This window comes from Arcticibacterium sp. GJ41-1 (genome assembly GCF_055808875.1).
Genome location: NZ_CM147888.1, coordinates 3,637,677 through 3,664,596 on the forward strand (window position 1 = coordinate 3,637,677; position 26,920 = coordinate 3,664,596).

Annotated in this window: 16 protein-coding genes; 4 read left to right on the plus strand and 12 right to left on the minus strand. The window is 36.6% G+C overall.

Going from position 1 to position 26,920, the window contains the following annotated elements; translation table 11 throughout:
• Positions 1-48 precede the first annotated feature (48 nt).
• The gene (locus AC0L6O_RS15170; RefSeq protein WP_473303516.1) at positions 49-1,410 is read right to left on the minus strand and encodes a hypothetical protein; all 1,362 of its coding nucleotides are present in this window, start codon (positions 1,408-1,410) and stop codon (positions 49-51) included.
• Positions 1,411-2,387: 977 nt separating this feature from the next.
• Here AC0L6O_RS15170 and AC0L6O_RS15175 point away from each other — a divergent pair.
• The 3 genes from AC0L6O_RS15175 (at position 2,388) to AC0L6O_RS15185 (ending at position 7,508) form a co-directional block, all read left to right on the plus strand.
• Positions 2,388-4,019, plus strand: a complete 1,632-nt coding sequence (locus AC0L6O_RS15175; protein ID WP_473303518.1) for a CTP synthase — start codon at positions 2,388-2,390, stop codon at positions 4,017-4,019.
• Between the two features lie 207 nt (positions 4,020-4,226).
• Positions 4,227-4,463, plus strand: coding sequence for a DUF3850 domain-containing protein (locus AC0L6O_RS15180; RefSeq protein ID WP_473303520.1), 237 nt, complete (start codon positions 4,227-4,229; stop codon positions 4,461-4,463).
• 426 nt (positions 4,464-4,889) lie between these two features.
• Complete coding sequence (locus AC0L6O_RS15185; protein ID WP_473303521.1) at positions 4,890-7,508, plus strand: T9SS type A sorting domain-containing protein; 2,619 nt, start codon at positions 4,890-4,892, stop codon at positions 7,506-7,508.
• Here the strand turns inward: AC0L6O_RS15185 and AC0L6O_RS15190 are convergent.
• The gene (locus tag AC0L6O_RS15190; RefSeq protein ID WP_473303523.1) at positions 7,505-8,326 is read right to left on the minus strand and encodes a mechanosensitive ion channel family protein; all 822 of its coding nucleotides are present in this window, start codon (positions 8,324-8,326) and stop codon (positions 7,505-7,507) included. The genes AC0L6O_RS15185 and AC0L6O_RS15190 overlap by 4 nt on opposite strands.
• A gap of 78 nt (positions 8,327-8,404) precedes the next feature.
• On the opposite strand from AC0L6O_RS15190, the gene AC0L6O_RS15195 reads away from it, so the two are divergent.
• Complete coding sequence (locus AC0L6O_RS15195; RefSeq protein WP_473303524.1) at positions 8,405-9,754, plus strand: neutral/alkaline non-lysosomal ceramidase N-terminal domain-containing protein; 1,350 nt, start codon at positions 8,405-8,407, stop codon at positions 9,752-9,754.
• 7 nt (positions 9,755-9,761) lie between these two features.
• On the opposite strand, the gene AC0L6O_RS15200 is transcribed toward AC0L6O_RS15195, so the two are convergent.
• The 10 genes from AC0L6O_RS15200 to AC0L6O_RS15245 all read right to left on the minus strand — a co-directional run bounded on the left by AC0L6O_RS15200 (position 9,762) and on the right by AC0L6O_RS15245 (position 26,681).
• Positions 9,762-10,193 carry a hypothetical protein gene (locus tag AC0L6O_RS15200; protein WP_473303526.1) on the minus strand — a complete coding sequence of 144 codons (432 nt, stop codon included), beginning with the start codon at positions 10,191-10,193 and terminating at the stop codon, positions 9,762-9,764.
• A complete protein-coding gene (locus AC0L6O_RS15205) occupies positions 10,190-12,103 on the minus strand; it encodes a tetratricopeptide repeat-containing sensor histidine kinase (RefSeq protein ID WP_473303528.1) in 1,914 nt (637 codons plus the stop codon). The genes AC0L6O_RS15200 and AC0L6O_RS15205 overlap by 4 nt, the downstream gene beginning before the upstream one ends.
• Before the next feature lie 23 nt (positions 12,104-12,126).
• Positions 12,127-12,870 carry a LytR/AlgR family response regulator transcription factor gene (locus AC0L6O_RS15210; protein WP_473303529.1) on the minus strand — a complete coding sequence of 248 codons (744 nt, stop codon included), beginning with the start codon at positions 12,868-12,870 and terminating at the stop codon, positions 12,127-12,129.
• Between the two features lie 110 nt (positions 12,871-12,980).
• Positions 12,981-14,882 carry an acetate--CoA ligase gene (gene acs, locus AC0L6O_RS15215; RefSeq protein ID WP_473303530.1) on the minus strand — a complete coding sequence of 634 codons (1,902 nt, stop codon included), beginning with the start codon at positions 14,880-14,882 and terminating at the stop codon, positions 12,981-12,983.
• Positions 14,883-15,053: 171 nt separating this feature from the next.
• Positions 15,054-16,409 carry an ADP-ribosylglycohydrolase family protein gene (locus AC0L6O_RS15220; protein WP_473303532.1) on the minus strand — a complete coding sequence of 452 codons (1,356 nt, stop codon included), beginning with the start codon at positions 16,407-16,409 and terminating at the stop codon, positions 15,054-15,056.
• 170 nt (positions 16,410-16,579) lie between these two features.
• A complete protein-coding gene (locus AC0L6O_RS15225; RefSeq protein ID WP_473303533.1) occupies positions 16,580-19,387 on the minus strand; it encodes a hypothetical protein in 2,808 nt (935 codons plus the stop codon).
• A 312-nt stretch (positions 19,388-19,699) separates the two neighbouring features.
• Positions 19,700-21,397, minus strand: a complete 1,698-nt coding sequence (locus AC0L6O_RS15230; protein ID WP_473303535.1) for a sodium:solute symporter family protein — start codon at positions 21,395-21,397, stop codon at positions 19,700-19,702.
• Between the two features lie 3 nt (positions 21,398-21,400).
• Entirely contained in the window at positions 21,401-21,664 is a 264-nt protein-coding gene (locus AC0L6O_RS15235; RefSeq protein WP_473303536.1) for a DUF4212 domain-containing protein, read from the minus strand.
• A 200-nt stretch (positions 21,665-21,864) separates the two neighbouring features.
• Entirely contained in the window at positions 21,865-23,610 is a 1,746-nt protein-coding gene (locus AC0L6O_RS15240; protein ID WP_473303537.1) for a RagB/SusD family nutrient uptake outer membrane protein, read from the minus strand.
• Between the two features lie 80 nt (positions 23,611-23,690).
• Positions 23,691-26,681: a SusC/RagA family TonB-linked outer membrane protein gene (locus tag AC0L6O_RS15245; protein WP_473303538.1), complete on the minus strand. Its 2,991-nt coding sequence runs from the start codon at positions 26,679-26,681 to the stop codon at positions 23,691-23,693.
• Positions 26,682-26,920 lie beyond the last annotated feature (239 nt).

Genomic DNA, 26,920 nt, shown 5'->3' on the forward strand with positions numbered 1-26,920 from the left:
TTAAAGAAAGGGTGAAGCAATTAAGCCTCACCCTTGAGTTTTTTTTTCCTAGAAGCCTTCTAAGGCTCCTTTAGAAGCTGCAAAAGTCCAAGAGAAGTTTGCAGGATCTGCTCCCACAGTTCTTGTTGTTACAGCAGTATTTTTTGAAGTCATATCTGCTTTGAAAGCAGCGTCATCACCTGTAGCAAAAGTGTCTTTGAATATTGATGCAAAATCAGTTACATTAGCAGGAAGCTTAAATTCGTTACCAGAAATTACGATAGTACCTGATACGTAGTTAGCTTGTACTCCAGCATTATCATCTAATTCCATATCAGAATTATCGCTGAAATTAAAGAAGTAGTTATTTAGAAGGCTACCCTGTGCATTTGATCTCCAGTCAGCATACTCTCCAGCCATGCCTTTGAATGAGCTATTTTGAATAGTGAACAATCCATCAGCGTTGATAGCGTTTTCTGGGCCGTCAATTTCCAATGCGTGGTCACTGTCAGCACCTGCTATGTAAATAGAACCATCAATAGTACCTGAATAAGATTGGTCAATATCGTACCCATCATCTCCTTGTCCCCAAACTAAACCATAGCTTAAGTTTACAGTTCCACCGAAGAATTCAATACCATCATCAAGGTTACCAACTACTTCTACATACTCTATAGTAGTACCAGAACCTACACCACCTAAAGTGATACCATTAATTTCGTTACCGTCACCAATCAAAGCACCACCATGACGAACAGATACATACTTAATAACACCTGAGTTATCTTCAGCATCAGTTCCACCATAGTTACCATAAGAGTCATCCGCAGGAATACCTTCTATTTGTGCTGTAGCTCCTGAGCCTGCAGAAATAGGTGCATTTCCTAAAACAATTAAACCACCCCATTGAGAGTTTATAGTCTCATCTAGGTTAGTACCTGCTTTCTCACCTATTGCGATATTATCTTCAATAGATGTCAAAACGATAGGAGCATCTGCTGTTCCTTCCGCCATAATCTTACCACCACGAGCTACTATTAATGCAGAAGCTAAAGAACCTGTTCCTGTAGCACCTTTAATTATAGTACCCGGCTCAATAGTCAATACAACACCTGTTGGCACTACTACCTTACCCTGTAATATGTAAATTCTATCTGCAGTCCAAGTTTCATCAGTACTTAATTGACCTGCTCTAGACTCTTCCGTTACTGGTGTATTAACTTCGATACAATTTCCATCAGAACATACAAAACCCTCTGGACATGTTACATCAGCACAAGGGTCTGTAGTAACTGGAACACAATTACAATCTGCTGTAAGTACAGAACCATCTGCACATACTGTAGTACACTCATCATCATTATTATCACATGATGAAAAAATAAACGCAGAAGCCGCCATTACGGCTAAAATCATTTTTGAAAATTTCATTTGTTTGGGAAATTTGGAGTTTTAAAAATTCTTTGAATTAGTTTTTTTAAACTTGATTTTTAACTCTACCCTTTCGGGCGTTTTTTTTTATAGTATTTGATTCTTTACTAAATTTTCAGAATAGCGTATACCTCTACCCTGAAATTTGGCACAAAGCTAGAATAGCAATATTAACTAATTGTTAAGCCTAGATTATCTAGCTGTTAACAATACAAAACCCTAACTATAAGGGAAATACAGAAGATTATTATATATTACCCAAACAAATAGATAAAACTGAAAAACTAAATGGGCTTTTGTTACGTTTATAATGTAGCTATGATAAAGAATCGGAAACCTAAAGAGTTTTGAAAAAAAATATTATTTATCAAAATCGGTTAACTTACACAGCGTATAGATATTAGCGAGAGGATATTTTTCATGGATACCACCGCCCAATAAAAATAGTAGAAATTTATTTGCGTTGTATAAAGAGAAAATCTACCTTTGAAACACTAAGAAAAAACTAGTCGGGAAACAGAAAATATTTAAGATAAAAGTTGTGTGGATTTAGTAGCGGGAAAGGCTGGAACATTTTGTTCCAGTCCTTTTTTTTTGTTTAAGACCTAACTCACTAAATAGTGAGTGTTGTATTCCGGAATTGGAGTCTTCTCTTTTAAATTGGTTTTCTTAAATTTTACTAGAGACTTGTGGAGCCGTCATTATTTAGAACTTCACTATGATAATAGCTTTCTCACATTTAAAATAGTTCAAGCCACTTTATCACCAAGTCCTTTATCCATCAGAAATTCAAAGTATTTTTTTCCTGATCTAAAACCATACTATCCTGAACTTCAAGCACTATCCGCTATACTAAATAAGATAATCATTGGCCATCCACTTTAAAATTCCTTTTTACCTAAATAAGTAAGGTCACTTTCAACAAAATCCACTACTTTTGTATCCCGTAATCATAGCAAGGAATTTATCCATTTTCAATGAGCGGGCACAAAAAAACACCAAAATACATCTTCGTTACAGGAGGTGTTACTTCTTCACTCGGTAAGGGAATCATAGCTTCATCTTTAGCAAAACTGCTACAGGCAAGAGGTCTTTCAGTTACTATTCAAAAGCTGGATCCTTATCTTAACATTGACCCAGGTACTTTAAATCCTTATGAGCACGGCGAATGCTATGTAACGGAAGATGGTGCAGAAACAGACCTTGATTTAGGGCATTACGAGCGTTTTTTGAACGTGAGAACCTCTCAAATCAACAATGTTACCACTGGAAGGATTTACAATAACGTACTTAGTCGTGAGCGTAAAGGTGATTTTCTTGGTAAAACCGTTCAAGTAATTCCGCATATTACAGACGAAATTAAAAGAAACATCTTAAACTTAGGTGAAGAAGGGAAGTACGATATTGTTATCACAGAAATTGGTGGTTGTGTTGGTGATATTGAGTCTTTACCATTCATTGAGGCTATTCGCCAGTTAAAGTGGGACTTGGGCGAGAAAAACATGCTCACCATACACTTGACACTTATTCCTTACTTAAAGTCTGCAGGAGAACTAAAGACAAAACCAACACAGCATTCCGTAAAGAAACTTCAAGAATCTGGTATTCAGCCTGATATAATTGTTTGCCGTACAGAGCATTCTTTACCAGCTGATATCAGAAGAAAAATTGCACTTTTCTGTAATGTGCATCCAAAATCTGTAATTGAAGCTAAAGATGCTAGCACTATTTACGACGTGCCCCTTTTGATGGAAAAGGAAAAGCTAGACCAACGAGTGCTTTATATGATGGATATTTATAACGACAAAGCTCCTAATATGACGGAGTGGAAGAAATTCTTAGGTCGTTTGAAAAATCCTATCGCTCAGGTAACTATTGGTTTAATAGGTAAATACGTGGAGCTTCCTGATGCTTATAAATCTATTATTGAGTCATTTATACACGCAGGTGCCGCTAATGAGTGTAAAGTAACCATTGAGTGGATACACTCTGAAAGCTTTACCCTAAGCAACATTCAAGAGAAACTCGGTCATCTTGACGGTGTTTTAGTAGCTCCTGGTTTTGGAGAAAGAGGTATTGAAGGTAAAATAGCTGCCGTTAAATATGTGAGAGAAAATGGTATACCATTTTTTGGGATTTGTTTAGGGATGCAAATGGCCGTAATAGAATATGCCAGAAACGTCTTGGGTTGGGCGGATGCCCATTCTACAGAAATGGCTGAACACACAGAACATCCGGTTATCCACTTGATGTTAGATCAAAAAGATGTACAAGATAAAGGTGGCACCATGCGATTGGGAGCTTATAACTGTGATTTGACTAAGGGAACCTTAGCCAGTAGTATTTATGGCAAAAAGAAAATCTCCGAAAGACACCGTCATCGTTGGGAGTTTAATGATGCCTTTACTAAAGATTTTGAAGCCGCAGGGCTTGTTGTTTCTGGTATAAACCCAGAGAATAATTTGGTAGAGATCGTTGAGTTACCATCTCATCCATTCTTCATTGGTGTTCAGTTTCACCCAGAATTAAAAAGTACAGCACTAGAGCCGCATCCTTTATTTATTTCTTTTGTGAAGGCCGCAATGGACTTCTCATCTGCAAAGGATTAGAGGTATAGTTTTTCAAAGTTGCTGATATATTTTGTTAAACAATTACGATAAAAAATCGATTTCAAATTACTGACATAGATATGAGTATGGGCACAAGAAACAATACTGGTTCTAATTCCTATATGGAAATAAAAGGAATTGGGGCTTATCATTGTGTCATACAGCACTTACTTATATCTTTTGTTGTAAATCTTTAGAACACGTAATATGGAACACGAACTTAAAATATTACCAGAGTACTTTGAAGAAGTAAAGAATAGAAACAAAACCTTTGAATTAAGGGAAGATCATAGAAATTATAAAGTAGGTGATACGCTCAGACTGCTTGAGTTTGATAATGATCAATATACTGGCCGAGAATGCAACAGAACAATATTATACATACTAAAGGATGTTGAAAAGTACGGTCTTAAAAATGGTTTTGTTATACTGGCATTGAAATAGTATTATCTTTTTTACAACATTTGGGTTTCTACTAACAATTGGATTTTTAATCTTTGTATAACTTTATTTACAAGCCTAAGCCTCTAACCAAGTGTTTATCATGCAAATTTGAATTCTATTTGGATTTGACTAGCCAAAGAAGTAATCCTGACTTAGGCATGTAGTTTAATTTTCACGACATATCACTACAGAATGACGACGACATCAAACATATTTGGATCGTTTGTTGTAATTGATAAAATAGGGAAGTTTATAAAAGTAAAATAAATGCTTCTTTTGGTGGGGGTTATCTCATCAAATTATAGACTTACCTATAAAAACGTGCTATGTTAAAGGTTTTGGCTTTTGGCATAAAAAAAGAAAATTTTGGATCGATTAGCGGAAAAGCATTAATGTTTAAACCACTACTCATTTTAATCCTAGCAAATGAAAAACTTCCTAATAATACTAAGTGCTTTAGCTTTTATACATACCCAGCTATATTCACAAAGTATCAGCATTCAGAGTCCAAATTCTCCGTTATGTAACGGTCAGGAGACTTATTTGCATTTTGATACCACTGGGGTATTTGATGCAAGCGAAGAGTTTATTCTCTATAGGCTAAATTTTGATGAAAGTACCACCGAAATAGGAAGAACACAGCTGGACAGTATACCCGTTTCTTCTACTTTCTCTTCTAATATTTTTATTCTCTCTTCAGTTATTGCTACTTCTTCAGATACTATTAAACTGAATGTAGATGAGTTTACCGGTTTATTTATGCAGTATGGTACTGAGCCTGTTTGTGAAGGCTTTTCTAATACACTGGAAATATACACTGGGCTGGTAAATGGAGACGACATCACTTGGCGTAAAGACAATCAAGTAATAGCAAATGCGAAAGGAAGCGTTTATTTAGCCAATGAATCTGGCACCTATACAGCAAAAGTTAAAAGAGGGAACTGTACTTATGAAGTAGGCGGAAAAGCCAATGTAGTGATAGGTGAAATTAGAAAAGCCAATTTAAGCTCAGCTTATTCAGCCGAAGTTTGTAGCGATTTTTCAGTCAATATAGACGCCAGTGTGCCTAACCTTAATCAGCTAACTTATCAATGGCATTTCCAAGGAAAACCTATTGCAGGAGCCAACACCAAGAACTTTAAGGCTAATGAAACAGGAAATTATCAATTAGCTATTTCGCAAGGTAGCTGTACTAGCCTTTCAGACAATTTTAAAGTGCGAATAGGTGGTTTAAAATCTGGAAGTATTATTTCTCAACCTATTGCCGCTATTGATGATGTATTAACTGTTTGCCATGATTTAAACGTAAACCTTAGTATTTCTAATTACCTTCAAAACAATGAGGTTTCTGTATCATGGTTACGTGACGGTACTAAAGTAGCTGGAGGAAAAAGTGTTTTTGTGAAAGAGCCAGGTGAATACCGCTATCTTATAAAACAAGGAAACTGCGAGGCTCTATCTATGCCCTTAAAGCTTCAGAATGCTTCAAAAATGCGTGGCTTCAATTTGAACAATCTTACTGGAGTTAACACATGTGCAGATAAAACGGTAAGTCTTTACACCAGTTCAAAAAACAATTCAATTAGTCAAAGTGCTTATAACTTCAAACTTTATAAAGACAATGGATATTTAAGAGATATCCCATTTTTGTTTGATATACTAAGCCTTTCAGAAAGCGGGAGCTACCATGTAGAAGGAAGTTATGGTCCATCTACCTGCATAGTGCATTCCGACACCCTTGAAGTAAATATTGCAGACAATTCAGTTCCATTTGATATATATGCCAATGTTGATGAAATTAAAACATGTGCCGACTCCACCATTATTGGCAAAAACTTAAAGCTAACCGGCATTGACGGGCCAACCGTAATATACACTTGGAAGAAAGATGGTCAGGTGATTACGAATTCAAACCAGAAAGCATTAACCGTGAAATCAAGTGGAAATTATAGTCTTACTGTAGAGGTGGATGGTACATGTACCTACCAATCAAAGCCTTTAAAAGTCACTTTAAACGCTCTAGATGCCAAAATATCAAAACCTGGAAGTGGTTTATGTGCCGAAAACTTAAGTCAACTTACTGTTCAAATTGGTGACAATAATATTAGGACACAGAATGCCTTAGGCGATCTACTTTTTAGCTCTGACATCTCTTATCAATGGTATATAGATGAAACCTTATTGGGAACAAAATCTAGTCAGACTATCAATAAATCTGGCAACTATAAAGTCGCTTTAAAGTATCAATCTTGTGAAATAGAAACGGAGACAAGCAATGTTCAGCTTTTACAAATAAACAAACGTCTGCTACCATTAGCCGATACCTTAAATATTTGTCCAAATGGTGGTGTGGCACACATTTCCGCAGCCGGCATAGTAGATAGCTACCAGTGGGTTAATGACAGCTTAAATACTAGTTCAAATACCTTTGAGATTTTAGCCGATAAAGTTGGCTCTTATAGGGTATGGCTAGAAAAAGAAGGCTGTGGTACTTTCTCTGATACTAAAATTATAAAGACAAATAACGAAATACCTACAGCAACACTCAGTGGTGGAGAAACTATTCAAATAGGAACGACTTCTCAACTTGAAATAAACCTAACTGGTTCGGCTCCTTGGGTTTTAAGCACCACCGTGGGAGAAAACTTCAACATTAACAAAACGCCCTATTTCTGGGAAGTGAACCCTTTAGAAACAACCTTATATGGTCTAACAACCGTCACAAACCCTTGTGGCACGGGTCAGACTTTTGGCAATGCCACTATTACTGTTTTGGTTTTAGGAAATGAAGCCAACAGAATGGAAGGTCTCTTGGTTTACCCTAATCCAAGTATTGACGAAATACGAATTGAGTTAAGCCATAAGCTTGAAAAACAACCCGTGGTTAACCTTTTCAATATGAAAGGGGAAGTTTTAAAAACTGGATTTATTACTGACAAAACGCTTGATATGAATATCAGCAGTTTGGCAGAAGGAAATTATCTAATCCGTGTAGTTTCTGGTAATCAAGTTATGACACGTAAAATTATCAAAAGAGGATTCTAATTTCCTATTTTACCTAATTCGACTCCTTCTGAATAAGCCATTTTTACGTCATTTTCACTGAAAGCCTTCTTTATCTCTTTATTGAGGTCATAGGTTACCTCCCAGTAATCATCGGGGTTAACAAAGGGCTTTACCCCTATCACCAAAAAGTGTGACTCATACTTTTCGATTCCAACCAAAGGTGCTGGTTCAGGCATTATTTTAGCATTTTTAGACATCACTGCTTGAATGATTCGCTCTATTTTAGGAAAACTTTCTTCATAAGGCATGCTAACTTCTAACTCTAACCTGATGGCTCCTTTCTTTGAAAAATTGGTTACCACGTTCTCCGTTATTTGACCGTTAGGTATAATCAAAGTCTTTTTCCCAGGTGTTCCCAAAAGTGTATTAAATATTTGAATTTCTTCTACTTTTCCAAATTTCCCATCCAGCTCTATCCAATCCCCTACTCTGTAGGGTTTAAAAACCAATATGATGATACCTGACGCAAAATTACCAAGCCCGCCCTGAAGAGCCAGACCAATAGCGAAACCGGCTGCGGCTAAAATACCAACCAAGGCTGAAGTGTCAAAACCTGCAATACCTGCGGCGAAGAGAATGACCGACAACTTAAGCACCATGTCAAACATGGAAATTAAAAAGGTAGTAATTTCTGGTGAAAGCGTAGATTTCTCTAAGGAGGTATTAGCAATTTTTGAAACTTTTTTAATTACCCAAAAACCTACAAACAAGACTAGTACAGCTCCAATTAAACTTGGGGCATATTTTATGACTGTATCTGTAGCCATAGAAAGGTATTCCTTAATATCAATACTCATTATTGCTTTGTAATTTTGTAATCGACTCCAAAATAATGAATTGTTGGTCAAGAAACTCAACAATTTTAATAGCTAGTTATGAAAATACTGAAAACAGTTTCCAAAATACTTCTTGGTCTTATTGCCTTTTTATTAATAGTAGTGCTTACTATGGTCACTTATATTGACCGTACACCTTATCAAGAAATGCCTTATTACAAGGCATGGAAACAAAATTTGAGTGACTTAGATATTAGTCAAACAAGTTCCGATGATTCTTTAAAAGTAGGTTGGGCTAAAATCAATATCACCCCTAAAAACCCAATTCCCCTGGCAGGTTATGGGAAAAGACGTGGAGCCTCTTATAGTGCCGTGCATGATTCGGTATTTGTAAGAACTATCTTACTTGAAAAAGGAGGCATAAAAACAGCCTTACTATCGGTAGATTTATTGATAGTACCGCCAACTGTGAGTGACTTAGTCAGACGAAAACTTAGCAATACAGATTTGACATTTGACCATATATATTTTGGGGCTACGCACAGCCATAACAGTTTAGGAGCTTGGTATAATACTTTAGTAGGTACGCTATTTGCTGGTAAATATGACGCTGAAATAGAGCAAATGATTTCAGACGGCATGGTTAATTCCATTTTAGCCGCTGAAAAAGAAATGGCTACAGCTACCGTGACTTTTGAAAAGAACTTAGATGCTCACGACATAAGAAACAGGATAGTAGACGGCGGGAAAGTTGAGCCTTTTATTAGGTCATTAAGGTTTAAAACAAATGATAAAACCGCACTTTTAGCCACTTATGCCGCCCACTCTACCGTTTTAAATGCTAGTACGGTGGCTCTCTCAAGAGATTACCCAGGTGTTTTGGTAGATTCTTTAGAGAAGAACTCTGTAAACTTTGCGATGTATATGGCAGGTGCTGTGGGTAGCATGGGCCCAATAGAAAATGGCAAAACGGATTTTGATGAAGTCAATAATCAGGCTCTAGGTGTTATGCATGAAATCAATTCAGAAAATGAGTTTGAGTCACTTTCTGAAAATCCTGAGGTATTATCCTTTCAAGTTTCACTGCCCCTAAGAAAACCATCTCCACGCCTTACTAAAAATCTAGCTTTAAGACCATGGGTTTTTAAATGGCTGTTTGGCGATTCGCCGAGCTTTATAAAAGTGCTAAAAATTGGCAATAATCTGATGGTAGGTATGCCTTGTGATTTTTCTGGAGAACTTATGGAAAGCCTGGATAACTATGCCAAAGCAAAAGGATTAAACCTAATAATTACCAGCTTTAACGGAACCTATGCAGGCTATATAACCGCTGATGAACACTTTGACACAGAAACGTATGAAACCTTCACCATGAGTTGGTTTGGCCCTTATAATGGCAATTATTTTACAGAAGCCACCAAAGACATTATAGATTTAATGAGTAATTGATAGTTGACTACTCTTTCATAAAAGCAAAATCGATACTCATTTGGTCATTAAATACTTCCGCTTTTAGGGTATCACCAGCCATAAAGTATTTTATGACTTTAGGGAATTCATTTTCTTGGTTTTCACAGGTAAAAGAAGTGGCTGTTTGCTCTGTAAATTTGAAAACAGTAGGAGATTCGTTGACACCTGAAACCTTTAAAGCCCAGTTATCGTCAATTTTCTCCAGAGCCATATCTTCGATAAAAACCGTATCTCCTTCGCTGATGGTTAAGCCTACACCTTTATAAAGGCCGTTTTTTGTTTCCCAACGTTCATACGTTTGGCGATTTCCCTGTTCATTTAGTCTTACCCAATCTCCTTCTAACCAAGAAAAGTCATCTTGTTTTTGACAAGAATTTAAGAATAAACCGAGTGATAAAAATACTACTGTTAACCTCATGTTTCCTTCACTTTCAGAGGCATTTTAAGTACTATTTTAGTACCACAAGCCTCCCCTTTTTTGTCTGACAAATCTACAATTTCTAGTGAATGTTCTTTCTCGGAATCTTTAAAATAATTATCCAAACGTTGCTTTGTCAAATCCAGACCTATTGATTTATTGTTTAGCGTTTTGTTTGCTTTTATTTCTTTAGATTTCTGACGGCCAATACCATTATCTTCTATCTCTATTAAAAACTCTTTATTAGAATAACGGCTTACCTTCATTTTGATAATTTTCAATCCTTCTTTGGACGATAGTCCGTGCCAAATAGAGTTTTCAATAAATGGTTGTAAGATTAAAGAAGGCACCCTAATTCCAGTAGTTTCAATCCCATCTTCTACATTCATTTCAAACTTTATCTTATTTGAAAATCTGATGTTTTCAATATTTAGATAAAGCTCCATAGTATCTAGCTCTTCTTGCAGCGTGATGTCTTTTTCTTTGGAGGTGGCTAAGATGGTTCTTATCAATTTTGAGAATTTATTCAGGTAATAAACAGCCTTATCTTTCTCATTATTTATGATATATAACTTAATGGAATTTAGCGAGTTAAAGATAAAATGAGGATTCATTTGTGAACGCATCATCTTCTGCTCTAGTGCTAAGAATTCCTTCTCTCTCTTTAAGCGATTTTGGCGATAAACAAAAAAGAAAATACCCCCTAGAAGCGTCAAACAAATAGCCGCAATAATAAATATCTTCTGATTATCTTCCAGTTTCAAATTGGCAATTTCATTCTCCTTTTCTAGAATATCAATTTGATTCCTTTTACGTTCCGAATCATATTTCAAAATGAGGTCTGCCACGTAGCGTTGGTTAGCCTCATTCAAATATTTCTCTTCGTTTTCGCTAAACAGTTTAGAGAATTTCAAGGCCTCTTTGTAGTTCCCTTCCTTCTCACTTATTTCTGCCAAAATACGATAGGACTCTGCCACAAAATAACCCATATTTCTTTCTTTAGATTGAGAGAGGGCTCTATCCACATATTTCCTGCTTTCTATAATATTTCCTTCTTCTTCTAAAGCCCAGCCATAATTCAGGTTAGCCATAGCCAAATAGTATTGGTCACCTATCTCCTCAGCTTGCTTTATGGTGGGTTTAATGATGCTTAATGCTTCTTTAAATCGTTTCTGCTTTAAGTAAATTTGCCCTATACTATTATTACAGATAACCTTACCCAGCTTCGAGTTTATTTTTATGTTGTAATCCATAGACCTCCTGTAAAAAATCAGGGCAGTGTCTAGTTTGCCACGTTCTTCATAAATACTCCCAAGGTTCTGATAATTAATGGCTAAGCCTAGGTCATTCCCTGTTTTTTCTTCAATCTTGGTAGACTCCACAAATTCCTTTTCGGCTAATTCGGGCTGTCTTAAAGAGATGTAAATATTACCTATACTATTCCTGGCTACTGCAATGTTCCTCATTCCAGTTTTGCTATCACTGCCTTCCGATTCTGCTAATTCTAAAGCCTTTTTATGATAATCTAAAGCTTCTCTAACTTCCTCCATGCGTCTATGAACCACGCCCATCATATTAAGAGCAATAACCTTAAAATCTACATTTTCACAGAGGTCTGCATATTTAATAGCCAGATTCAAGCTTTTGAGAGCTTCTGGATATTCTGATACATTTCTATGCATGAGGCCTTTCTGAATAAAGGCATAGGTTAAGCCTTCATAATAGTCTGATTTTTCAAACTCAATTATAAAATCATCAAGAATGCTTTCGTCTCTTCTTATCGATAGAAGCAAACTATCTATCTCTGCATAATCTTTTGAATTAATTTCTATAACCTCCGCCGCGTTTAGCTTTTTTTGTCCGAAGGAGACAAAAGGAAATGCCGTCAGAATCATGACGGACAGTACCATTAATATTTTTAATTTTCTAAGCACTAAAATTTATTAAGAAATTCGGCTTTCCTGTTTCTTGAAACAGGAATATGCTTTCCATCCTCCATGATGATATAAGAATCTGTCTTTAAATACTCTTTGACCTTTGAAAGATTGATAATAAAGGAATTGTGCACCCTAAAAAACTCAATATCGCTTAGCTTTTCGCTCAGCTTCTTTAAGGTTTGGGTGATAAAGAGCTTTTCTCCGTCGGTCAAATAAATAGATGTATAGTTGCCGTCTCCTTCGCAGTAAAGTATATCGTCAGGCTTTAAAAAGACTATTTTACCATCAATATTAATTCCTATCCGGTTGTTTCCACTACTCGATTTTGACATCACTGTCATGAGCGTTTCTTCAAACCTATCTTTGATAGAATGTTCTTTCTGAAACTCTTTCACCTTATTACAGGCTTCCATGAGGTCATCAGAATCAATAGGTTTCAGTAAATAATCTAAGGCTCTTTCTTTAATGGCATTAATGCCATATTGGTCGTAGGCGGTGGTGATAATCACCGCAAAATTTCTTTCAGGAAGTTGGTCTAAAAAACGGAAACCGTCCATTTGCGGCATTTCAATATCTAGAAATACGCAATCAACGTCTTGTTCTTCTTCAAAATAGAGCAAGCCCTTTCTTGGGTCTGTAAAAGAGTTTACCACTTCCACTTCTGGGCAGAAGTTTTCTAGCTCCCATTTTAGACCTTCAATAGCCTTAGGCTCATCATCAATTATTACAACTTTTATCATGGTAGAATGCTAAGTCCACAATTTACGGGAAAGCTTCTAATTACATGAAAAAAGTGTGTACATGGTAGTATTTTCTTTATAATTGGTCAAAAAATACTACCATGCAATCCTTAAGACTGTTTTAAGCCAGCCTTTTCTATAATTTCGTCAACCACAGATGGGTCAAGAAGCGTTGACGTATCTCCTAAGTTTGATACATCTCCTTCTGCTACTTTTCTCAATATTCTACGCATGATTTTACCAGACCTAGTCTTAGGTACAGCACTTACAAAAAGAATTTGGTCAGGCTTAGCAATTGGTCCAATTATTCTGGTAACCGTGGCCAAAATATCACGTTTAGTTAAGTCTTCTTCATGCACCTGACTTTCCATAATGATGTAGGCAAAAATTCCTTGACCTTTAATTTCATGCGGATAAGCCACCACTGCAGACTCCACTACCCCAGTATGAGAATTAAGAGCGTCTTCTACCTCGGCAGTACCTATTCTATGACCAGAAACATTGATAACATCGTCTACCCTACCTGTAATTCTGTAATAACCATCTTTATTTCTTACACAGCCATCTCCCGTAAAGTAATTTCCTGGGTAGGTTGAAAAGTAAACTTGTTTACATCGCTCATGGTCCCCCCACGTAGTTCTTATCATAGACGGCCATGGAAATTTGATACAAAGATTACCATTAACTCCATTCCCTTTAATTTCTTCTCCTTTATCGTCTACCAGCATTGGCTGAATACCAGGCAAAGGCAAAGTAGCATAAGTTGGTTTTGTAGGCGTAATATTGGCCAAAGGCGAAATCATTATTCCTCCCGTTTCTGTTTGCCACCAGCTATCGCAAATAGTGCAATTTCCTTTACCAATATTTTCATTATACCAATGCCAAGCTTCTTCATTGATAGGTTCACCTACAGAGCCTAAGGTTCTTAAAGAACTTAGATCTTTGTTCTCCCAAAACTCCTTCCCATAACCCATTAATGAACGAATGGCGGTAGGAGCGGTATAAAAAATATTTACTTTATGACGTTCTACAATATCCCAAAAACGACCAGCGTCTGGATAAGTAGGAACTCCTTCAAACATTAAAGATGTGGCTCCTGCTGCTAAGGGACCATAAATAATATAGGAATGCCCTGTAATCCAACCTATATCTGCTGTACAGAAATAGATGTCGCCAGGGTTATACTGAAATACATTAGTGAAAGAATATGTGGTATAAACCATGTAACCTCCACAGGTGTGCACCACACCTTTAGGCTTACCCGTAGAGCCTGAAGTATAAAGAATAAATAATGGGTCTTCAGCATCCATTTCAGTGGCTGGGCAGTCTGCACTTACTTTTTTAATTTCTTCTTCCCACCAGTAATCACGCCCTTTAATCATAGAAATCGGCGTACGGGTACGGGTAGCTACAATAACTTTTTCTACCATTGGACAGCCAATTAAAGCATCGTCCACGGTTTCTTTCATAGGTATTCTCTTTTTACCTCTAAAAGAACCATCTGTAGTGATAATCATTTTACAATTGGCGTCATTGACTCTGTCTGCAATAGACTTGGCCGAAAACCCACCAAAAACCACAGAGTGAATAGCTCCAATTCTAGCACAAGCCAATACTGCAATAGCTAGTTCTGGAATCATAGGCATATAAATGCAAATACGATCTCCCTTTACTACACCATGACTCTTTAAAACATTTGCAAAACGGCTCACGCGTTCATGCAAAACTCTGTAAGTAAGTGTTACAGATTCATCATCCTTTTCATTAGGTTCCCATATAATGGCTGGCTGATTTGGCCTTTCGCGTACGTGGCGATCTAAAAGGTTTTCGGTAATATTCATTTTACCACCAACAAACCATTTGACATTAGGCTCGTCAAAATTCCAGTCGAGCACTTTGGTCCAAGGTTTTTTCCACTCAAACTCTTGAGCTACTTCACCCCAGAATCCTTCTGGATCTTCTACACTTTTTTTATAGGCTAGTTCGTATTCTTCGAATGTATTAATTCTCATTTCAATGGGTCGAGTCTAAAATTAAATTGGTCTGTAAATATAGCGAATAAGTGCTTTTAAGCTACAAAAAGACAGGAAAATGGCATAATTAAGACAAATGTACCATACTTCACTGAAGTGCTCAAAAGTCTAAAACGGTTCTTCTAAAATTGATAATCAATTAGATGGCGATTATTTAGCGGCAGGTATGTACCATAAATCCTTTTCAAGGTCAATACCTCCATCAAGCTCTTCTTGCACTACTCGGTCAATCACATAAATGCCTTTCTTGGCCATGTTAGGAATAGAATCAATCCCATTATTTGGAAAGCCCACACGGGTTCTATGAATATTAAACTTGTCGGCAAATTTTCTTCCAAAAGCTGCTTCTACACCATTTTTTCCTATCATAAAACCTATCAAACCTCCCCAAGTAGCCGTAGGGTTATCTGAATCCCAGCCAGCAAGAGATCCAATTTTGATGGTTTCTTTAAGATCTCCTTCGCCATAGTAAAGGCTCACTATACTAGCTGCAAAATTAATTCCTGCAGCAAAACAGGCATTGCAGTATATATTCCGTGAGGTCATTTCATAACCATCTTCTTGGTTAACTTGATAACGCTCATATACAGCATCTCTAGCCTCTTCCCAGGTTTTACCTGCCTTATATTGAGCTTTGACAAAATCATACATTTTAGCCGAATAGGTTTCATTTGGCAAGTGCTTACGAGCTTCCTCTGCCATCCATTTTATATTATCTGCTATTGGTTTAGACTCATCAATACTGGAAGCCAAAGAATACATAATTACGTTAAACTCAGAAATAAACTGGGCATCACCTCTTGCTACTGTTTGAATAGGTAAGAGAGATAGTTTCATAGCGGCATCAGGTCTCGAAGGGGCATAAAACCCAAATATCTCTGTGGTTAGCTGAGCATCAATCATCTCATATTCCGGATTATTTTCAGGAGCACCGGTGGCAGGGGGAACCAAACCCTCATTCATTAAATCGAGTGCTTTTTGATTTGAGACCCACAGATAATTCTCTTCTTCCTTTTTGATATGCTTTAACCAGCCGTCTCTTATTTGCTCACCGGAAAGTACACTTGTTTTGTTTGCTAAAAGTAATTCCTGATAAATGTACTCAATATCCGTATCATCATCTGCTCCCCAAATTCCTCCTTCATCTTCTAATACAAAATCCAGTGTAGGTGACCATTTACTAGTCTCCCCGTTTTCTGAGAAAATACTTGGTAAGTCTGGCTTACCCCAGTCTTCTCTGGTATAGAAATCGCCAGTTTTAATAGCTCCTATATTACCAATCTTATCCATCTCTGTCACCAAACCTGTCCAGTTAGCAATGCACTGTCCTAGCCAAAACCCTTCTAGCTTGTTTTTATAAGCAGTTCTTGAAATTGGCAAATCAGATTCTTTAGGATGATAATCAGCATAAACTAAATCTGAATTTTGAAGGCTTTTAGGTTCTGTTTTTTGACACGAAGTAAAGGCTAACCCTAATAGTAAGAGTGAATAAGGGGAGAATTTCATGAGTGATTAGGTTGAATATTAATAAACGTAAACTGCTCATCTGAACAGTTGCTTATCTAAATTACACAGCGTTTTTATAAGTATTGACCTGTTTTGTCTTTTTTTGGAGCGAAAATCAATTTCCTTTGGGATATATCGAAAGCTATCACTTTGGAAACTCGATTTAAAACTCAATTTGGGCAAGAACTAATTGCAGCTTTGAATATTCTAAAATTTTCAGTCTCAAAGCCAGGCTTCAGAAGAATACTCCCATTGGAATATAAAAAAACCTCAGAACTTACATTTTCAGTTAATTTACTCTCAATGACAGTGGAATAATTAGAATTTGAAATTAAGTCCGCCTTAAGATTTGAATTAATAAATAAATCATCCGGACAATTTGGCAAAGTCAAAACCCAAGGCTCAAAGCCTTTTGAATTAGCATTTGCACTAAAGAATATTTTATTTTCAAAACGAAAAAATCCAGATGGGTTAGAACTCCCTAGTCCCCTTCTTAAATCATAAAATAATTTTGTCCCATCTTTTGTTCCATCCGAAACCCAAAGCTCATATCCAGAAATACCCTCACTACCATCACTGGCGTTAAAAATAACATTTCGGGAGTCCATTTTTTCTATTCTATGTATATCCCAAGGAAGGTATTGAAAAGAATTATAAGGCTTTTCGGATAAGGATATTATAGATTCCGGATAGTTTTCATTAATCTTAAATAATTTATAACTACATCCCACCCTAGCCTCAAAAAACAAATCTCCGTTATTAAAGAAAAAGTTACCTGGGTCGGAGCTTGAGCATTCTCCATTGGCCATATCACTAACTAATACTGTATTTTCAAATGTTCCATCTGTTTTTAACAACTCAAATCCCATATTTGAAAAATTGGCAGAGAAATAGAAAAAATCACCAAGAATTGCATTATTCTCTAACGAAATTGGGGCACCGTAACCGTATGAATAAGTGCCTATTCTATTTGTTCCTAATTCGGTCCCATCCGAAAACCATAATTCTCTGGTATAATAATCCAATTCAACAACAAACAAAACGTTTGAGTTAAATGCTTTAATATCAATTATGTTAGTATTAGCCCCACCAGCAGAAATGTCTTTAACAAGCTCAATACTTAGCGTTTCTAGATTTAACTTATAAAGCTCTCGACCGTAAGCATTCGTTTCGGCCGCTACGAAATAATTGCCTTGAGCATTGACTAAGTATTTAGAACCCTTTGTTACTTCATTACCAGCCTCAAGTGTGGTGAAATGAGTCACGTTCAAGTCAGAAGATATCTTAGAAATAGTATTGTATGTCGAAAAAACTGAATCTTTCTTAATATTGGAGGCTGCATATAATACATTGCTTGGATTCACAGTAGAAAAAGAATCACCCCCTATATCAGAAATAAGTCTTTCGTATGATGCGTTTATATAAATCCGATTATTTAAAAGAACAATTTGGTCTATTGGATTAGCCGTTTCTAATACTTTTACAGTTTCATAATTTTCAGGGTTCGTCTTAAAAAGACATTTCACCGTTCCTTCTTTCTCAAAAGCCTGAAAATAAATAAAGCCATTAAATTCAAAGAAACCTGTAGGTTCTGAACTGGGAGTTTGAATTGTATCTTTATTTAGTTCAAAAAATAAGTATGTTGAATCATTCTTAGTTTTCCATAATTCTGTACCATTAAATCCATCGGTCGCTAGAAATAATAAATTACCATTAACTTCTCTAAACTGTTTTGGGAAAGAAGAATTTTGGGACGACCCAGTTCTTCCATTAGGTTCCTTATTTATATTTTCCAATAGGGAAACGGTTCCCTCTTCAAATTTGAATAACTCTGACCCTTTTGGCGATTCGTTTAAGCTAGAATAGATGTACTTATTTTCAAAAAAAGTAATCTCGTTTATCCTATTGCCCATTCGTTTACCATAGGTTCCTGCTGCGGAGGCAATATAAACATAGGAGTTAGAATTATATCCAGTATTTATAAAGATCCTCTCTCCTCCTTTACGCCAAGCACCAATAGGCACATTAATACTAGCCAAAAGTTTTGTTCCTTCTACTGTTCCGTCTGAACCAAAAATAGAATTACTAGCTCTAAAAACAATCCCATTATTGACTGAAAACATTTGAGAACCAATATAATTATAACTACCAGCTCCCGAATATAAATCTTTCAACATGTATGTTCCTGCTTCAGTACCATTCGTTACCCAAAGCTCATTTCCATATTCTATACTCTTTCCAATGAAGAAAATTTTGTTATCGAACTTAGCCATATGGGTGTTACCATCTAAACCATTTGCAATTCCTGGGCTAATATCCTTTAGTAAAAAAAGTGAATCACTACCAACAGAATTATAGAATATCTCATATCCAAAGTCTCCAAAATACCCAGCATAAAATGTTTTTTCATCTATCTCTCCAATAGGCTTTACACTTCTCAAATTCTGTGTCGACTTTAGCGTCAGTGTATCATTCGAAATAAGATCTAATCGATTAATAGATTGAAAGCCTGAAGCCAGATTTGTAATAAAGAAGGCCTGATCATTTTGAAAAAGGAACCTATTCGAAAAAGGAAATAACAATTCCAAAACTTTTTCAGTGCCAAACGGTGTACCATCAGTCTTCCATAACTCGTCATCTTTAACAAAAACCAAGTAGTTACTATTTTGAGCCAAATTTGTTATTTTAATTTCTCCAAAATTGTACACCACAGAAGGACTCGCTTCTCCATCAGTTTTGAATAGGCAATAACCTACTGTATTTTGATATCCAACAAAATATAAATTGTTTTTAAAAACGATACTCTCGCCATATTCTGAATCCTCCTCCACTATCTGTACATCAGCAACCATATTAAAGCTTTGAGAGAAAGAACTATTTGAAAGTATAACAAAAACCAGAAGGATTCTTGATTTCTTTAAATTTTGTAGAATTAGTATTGTAAATTCTAAAGCCAAAACTCCAATAGAAATATTCATTGCTTTTTTTTTAATATTTTAAAGTCCTATTCTTTCAAACCTAAATAGGTACCTATTACAACAAGTATGATAACATAGAACCTTGGAAAATCTTTGAGCTAGCATAAATTAAGAGAGCAATGGCACTAAAGTTGGCAATCTGCCAAATTATCAATGCTTGGTTTAGATTAAGTATCATTTCCATTTTCTAGTTGTGAGTTTACATGATAAATTTAATATGAAGCTGATAAATAAACTATAAAACGAATAAAGTTCACCCATATAAAACTAGGTGAACTTTATTCAAAAAATCAAACTCTCCAGTTTTATTTATCAATGCCCCGTAGCCTCCCCAGCTCCGCTGGGAATTCTGATGGTTTCTACCATTTCTTGAACATCTTCTGGTGGTGCTGGTGTAAACCTTGATATGATTAAAGACACTGTAAAATTGACTATCATACCTACCGTACCAAAACCTTCTGGTGAAATACCAAACCACCAATCTGCTTCTGTAGCTGTGGCTTCGTCTCCTATCCAATGCAATCTAAATCTGGCGATATAATACATGGTAATCAGAAGCCCTGTTATCATTCCGGCAATGGCTCCTTCTTTATTCATTCGCTTATTAAATATCCCAAGAATAATGGCTGGGAAGAAAGACGCTGCTGCCAAGCCAAAAGCGAGGGAAACAACAGATGCTACAAAGCCAGGTGGATAAATACCAAAATAACCAGCCACACATACTGCTACAAAAGAGGCTAAACGGGCTGCAAGCAACTCTGCTTTATCACTCATATTTGGCATGTACTGCTTCTTTAATAAATCATGCGAAACAGAGCTAGAAATAACCAAAAGAAGTCCTGCTGCCGTACTTAATGCTGCCGCCAAACCTCCAGCAGCTACCAGAGCAATTACCCAATTAGGTAAATTGGCAATTTCAGGATTGGCTAACACCATGATATCTTGGTCAATTTTTAATTCATTTATTTTAGGGTCGGCAACGTATTGAACCAGACCATCTCCATTTTTATCTTCAAAGCCTATTAAGCCTGTCTTTTCCCAATTACCAAACCAAGCAGGCAAATCAGCATATGCTGTATTACTTACCGTTTGAATCAAATTAGTTCTAGCAAAAGCTGAAATAGCTGGAGCCGTAGTATAAAGTATAGCTATAAAAGCCAAAGCATATCCTGCAGACTTACGGGCATCACTCACCTTAGGTACTGTAAAAAAGCGAACAATAACATGCGGAAGACCTGCCGTACCCACCATTAAAGCGGCCGTAATAAAGAAGACATCTAATTTAGATTTTGAACCCGAGGTGTATTCTGCAAAGCCTAGTTCTTTTTGCAGGCCATCTAATTTATCTAACAAATAAACGCCATCAGACATTTTAGCACCAAAACCTAACTGCGGTAAGATGGTGTCTGTCATTTGAATAGAGATAAAGAATGCAGGCACCATAAAGGCAAATATCAAGACACAAAACTGTGCTACCTGTGTATAGGTAATACCTTTCATGCCACCTAAAACGGCATAGAAAAACACGATTGCCATTCCAATGATTACCCCTGTATTTATGTCGACCTCTAAGAAACGAGAAAAAACAACACCAACACCACGCATTTGACCTGCTACGTAGGTAAATGAGACAAACAATGCACAAATTACGGCAACGGTTCTGGCTGTGTTAGAATAATACCTATCACCAATAAAATCTGGAACAGTAAATTTCCCAAACTTCCTAAGATAAGGAGCTAGTAATAAAGCCAGTAAAACATATCCACCTGTCCAGCCCATAAGATAAATGGAGCCATCATAGCCCATAAACGAAATAAGACCAGCCATGGAAATAAATGAGGCTGCAGACATCCAGTCGGCGGCTGTAGCCATACCGTTTGCCAGAGGCGAAACACCTCCACCAGCTACGTAAAAATCTTTGGTAGAACCTGCTCTTGACCAGATAGCAATACCAATATATAATGCGAAAGTTACCCCTACTAAAATGTAGGTCCATATAGTTATGCTCATTTCTTAATCTTCGTTTACGTTAAATTCCTTATCCAATTTGTTCATCAATCTGACGTACACGAAAATTAGAATTACAAATACATAAATTGCCCCTTGCTGGGCAAACCAAAAGCCTAATTTGAAACCACCCATCCTGATGGTATTTAGTTGGTCTACGAGCACAATGCCGCACATATAGGAAACAAAAAACCAGATACTCAGTAAGATTCCTAAGTACTTTAGGTTTTTACGCCAATAGGCGGTTTTATCAAAATTTTTGGGTGTCATTATAAAGGGTTGATTATTATAGATTAGCTATAGAAAGCAAACTAGTAATAATTTTTCCTCATCGGAAGAATGACATCCATTTTTTAAATTAAAACAAAGACAAACTAGGGCAAACCCTGATTTGAATGTTTAATCTTAAACAAAAAAAGGGTGGGAGAACAATACTGCTCCCCCACCCCTATTATAAGCTTGTCTAAATATTAATACCCGTCGTTTTGAACAATGTAGCCTTCTATGTTAGAAGCACCATCAATTGCACTTTGAGGTATTGGAAATAATCTCATTTTTGGATCTGAATTTGTTTTTTCTGTCCAAGAATCCTCGTATGTTCCAAAACGAATTTGGTCGGTACGACGGAAACCTTCCCAGTAAAGTTCGAACCCTCTCTCAGCCAATAAACTTTCTAAATTAATAGATTGTAATGCTGGTGGTGTTTGAGCAGGACGAGCCGTTCTAGAAGCTCTTAATGTATTCACATCTGCAAGAGCTCCCGCATTGTCTCCATTTCTCAGTTTTGCCTCAGCACGCATAAGGTATATTTCACCAAGTCTCATCAATACTAAATCTACACTACTGAAGTTGTTAGCATTAGGTGATGTACGGCTAAATTGATATTTGGCAACTCTATAACCTGTTTTGTGCAATCTTCCTTCGTTTGTGAAATCAACTTGTAATGTATGATCTACATAAGCCACATTCTTATCAGGGCCATTACCCTTAATTTGTTTCACAGGATAAATTCTGTAACCACCTTCACATGTGATAAACTGTCCATCAGAGTTTTTTCTTGGCCCCCAAGGTGTTCCTCTAATAATTCCACGGTTCATTTCAAACTCTTCTGGAGTCATACAGATATAATTATCTTCATCATTTAATGGAGACTTACCTTCTAGGTTTGCAAGTTCTTCTGAAACATTGATATTATGTTGGTAAAACCTAGCGTCAGCAGCAGGGTCTACATTGCCATAACTATCTACCCATGTTTGATAAAAATCAGATGTAATAGCAGGACCATCTGTACCATCAGAACTAGGGTACTCTAACCTACCCCATTGCGAACCTGCAATTGACCAATATGCCCAACGGCTATGCTCTCTCTGTAAAACACCTCTTTGGTCAAGAGCAAAAATTAACTCCGCATTAGAATTGTTTTCATCATTAAACAGCTCAAAATACTCAGGAGATAAATCATATTTACCTGAATTGATAATCTTATCGGTGTATTCTATCACCTTATCCATATCTGCTTTAGCAAAATCTGGTGTACCATAAGGGTCTTTATATACCGCCATATTTAGATGAAGTCTTGCTAAGAAACCATACACAGCACCTTGTGTAATTCTTCCTGGTCCTCCACTGGTTCCCATACGATCTACTACTGATTCTAGTTCGCTTTTGATGTAATCAATAGCTACTTGCCCTCTTATTACTTCTGAGGTCTCGTTTGAAGATTCTTTTCTAAAAACCAATCCCCAGCCATCTAACATTATCATATTAAGATACGCTCTTAGAGCTACCATCTCATCTAAAGGGCCTTGAGCCGCAGTATTTCCCGCAGCCACTAAAGGGCGAAGCACTTCAATAGCCGATAAAGTTCTAGAAATATTTAGCGTAAGCTCGTTCCATGAACTACCAACAAGGTCGTTTCCTGGAGTAATGGTATGTCGGTGTGTATCTAAAAACTTTCCACCATCAAACCAATCTGTACCTCCACGGTAAGGTAAAATAGCATCATCGCCCGAGATTAGCTGTAAACCATAATAGTTTGTATGTCTCCATGTCCACGACACTTGACCGTATGCAGGGGCTATGGCTCCACTAATAACCTCCGCCTGTCCTTGACCAAACAAGGATTCGTCTAACACTTCTTCTTTTAAATCGGTACAGCTCCAGTCTATCACTGTGAGTAATCCGATTGCAAATGCGAGTAAAATATTTCTTTTCATTCGAATATATATTTTAATATTATTAGCTCCTTCTGATTAATTCTTGAAAAAGTTAATTAACCTCGTGAGCACTTTTTTATTTAGAATGTAACATTTAAACCAAGTAAAAATGTACGTGGTTTTGGATATGTAAAACGGTCAATACCGAAGGTTTGAACACCACCAATAGAACTCCCAGAGTTAATCTCTGGGTCATAACCCGTATATTTTGTTATTACAAATAGGTTTTGACCCGTTACTGAGAAACGAATATTATTTACCCACTTGTCAATACCTAGCTTCTGAGGACTTAGCTTATAAGCCAAGGTTGCATTGTTCATTCTTAGGTATGAGCCATCTTCTAAATATCTTGTTGAAACCTCGTTTGAGTTAGTAATTCCTTCTTCAGGATATTGAACGGCGAAGTCTGTAGTATTAAAAGAAGACGCTAGGTTTCCTTTATTGAAAATGGACATGGCCGTATGGTTGTAAATTTTATTACCAGAAACACCATTAAAATTAAGACTCAAATCAAAATTCTTATATCCAAAGTTGGTGTAGAAGGCATAAAGCATACTTGGCAAAGCAGAACCTACCACTATTCTGTCATTCTCTATCACTTGGCCGTCACCATTTTGGTCTTTGAATAGATTAAGTCCATCATCACCTATTCCAATAAATTCTTTCATGAAATAAGACCCTATAGCCTCTCCATTAATATAACCATTGATAGTAGCTCCCGTTTGACCAGCACCTTGTGCGGCACCAGTAGTTAGAACCGCATAAGGAGAGTCAACCACTTTATTTTTAATAAAAGTTACGTTACCACCAACATTGTAGTAAAAGCCACTTTGGCTACCGTTTTGAAAGTCAAGAGCTAATTCAAGTCCTGAGTTTCTAATTTCCATGTTTGGAACATTAGTCCAGAAAGTAGGTGTCGGCTGAATTGGGTCAGCAGGAACTGCCTCTAATAAAATGTTAGTAGATGCCTTGTTAAAGTAATCTACAGTACCTGTCAATTTGTTACTAAACAAGCCAAAATCTAAACCAATATTACTTTGAGTAGAAACCTCCCACTGGATATTCGGATTTGCCAATCTAGTATAGATAGTTCCGTAAGGATAGTCGTCAAGCGTATTAGCATTTGGGTCTAAAGGATACGTATCATTATCTGCACGGCTATCATTAAAGTTTGCCTGCGTAATTTTAGAAGGAATCTCTTGATTTCCTGTTTGTCCCCAACTGGCACGAAGCTTTAAATTGGTAAAAGTAGAACCAGACATGAAGTCTTCGTTTGTGATGTTCCAACCTGCTGCAAAAGATGGGAAGTAACCATATTTGTTATTTGCACCAAATTTAGAAGAACCATCTGCTCTAAAAGTAGCGGTCACCATATACTTATCTGCAAAACCATAATTTACTCTACCAAAAAACGATTGAAGCTCATTTTTTGTGGCATATGTATTTACTATGGTAGGCTGCTCCGTGGTACTTAACTGGTCTTGATAACGAGGTTCGATGTCATTATTGGCAAAGCCTGTACGCTGAAAAGAAGTTTGATTCTCAAAGAACTTCTGAAAAGAGTGCCCCGCTAAAAAGCTCATGTTGTGTCTATCTTTAGCAAATACATAATTCAATGTATTCTCAATCAGACTGTTGCTATTTTTTGAATAAATAGAATTCAAAGAACCTAAATCTAAACCTTCTAATAAAGCGTAAGGTACTGTCTGAACAGCTCTATCTGTAGATGAGAAATCTACACCTAAGTTAAGCTTGTAAGTAAGGCCTTTGTATAGTTCTAAGCTTGGAGAAATGTTTGCAATTATACGGCTATTCACAGCATCGTCAGAATACAAATCTTGTCTGGCTACAGGGCTTAAGATATCATCTAAAAGAGTTGGCATTCCATTGGTTCGAGCAGGAATGGTAGGATTTAACCTCAGCATGTCCGTTACCATGTTAGTTCCATCTGGTCTTGAATTCTCTGTTTGGGCTCCTATAAAATTATAGGCTATTTTCATTTTTCCACCCAAGGCAGTTTGGTTTAAGTTAAGTCTTCCAGAATAGCGTTTCAGACTACTGTTATTCAAAATACCTTCTTGATTGTCTAAACCAAGAGAAGCGAAATATGAAAATTTCTCACTCGCTGCACCACTCATTGACAAGTTAGTAGCTGTAGAGCGAGCAGTTCTTGTCAATTCATCTTGCCAATCTGTATTTCCACCAGCGTCAAATAGCGTTCCACCAGCACTTACTACATTCTTACGAAAATCTGCAGCACTAAAAACATCAATCTTATTAGCTAAAGTAGAAGTGGCTGTAGAAACTGATAAATTAACTTCCGACTTACCTTCTTTACCTTTTTTAGTTGTAATCACAATTACACCATTTGCGGCTCTAGCTCCATAAATAGCTGCTGCTGATGCATCCTTAAGAACGTTTATTGACTCAATATCTTGAGGATTAATAAAGTTAAGAGGATTACTAGCAAAGCCATTGCCAGAGTTATCAAGTACAAATCCGTCAATCACATAAAGTGGTGTAGTACCAGAGCGTAAACTACCTACTCCACGTATTACTACATCTTGGGCAGCTCCAGGCTCTCCACTTACGGATGTTACATTTACACCAGCAATTTTACCTTGAAGTAATTGACCAGGATTAGAAACTACTCCTTTATTAAAGTCTTCACTTTTAACGGTTCCTACAGAACCCGTTACATCAGATTTCTTTTGTGTACCATAACCTAAAACCACAATATCATCTAATTGATTAGCCTCCTGCACAAGTTGGATATTGATAGTAGTTTGACTTCCTACTACCACTTCCTGTCTTGCGTATCCTATAAAATCGAATACCAATACAGAGTTTTGGTCTTTAACATTAATACTGAAGTTACCACTTGCGTCGCTAAGAACCCCGTTTGTAGTACCTTTTTCACTGATAGAGCATCCTATCATTTCCGTTCCGTCAGCAGCGTCAGTTACCTGCCCGCTAACTTTTATTACCAAGGGTGCTGCATAACTCATGCTTGACATGAGTACTGCACATAGCCCTAGATACAACGTGAGCTTAAAATAGAGTTTTTTCATAGTAATTAAATTTTGAGTTTAGTTTAAAGTATGATCTTTTATCAATGAATAATTAAGTTCTCTGGTGTAAGAACATTTGCAATATTGGTAATATTTCATGAATTGCTATAATTAAATAAGTTTTTTTGTCCCACCTATTTCTAATGCTATTTTGACCTACCAGCTATCAAACATGGTATATTACAATGACAATTTCATCTTGCCTGGACTGTCCCAAAAAAAGTAAACTTCATTGATGA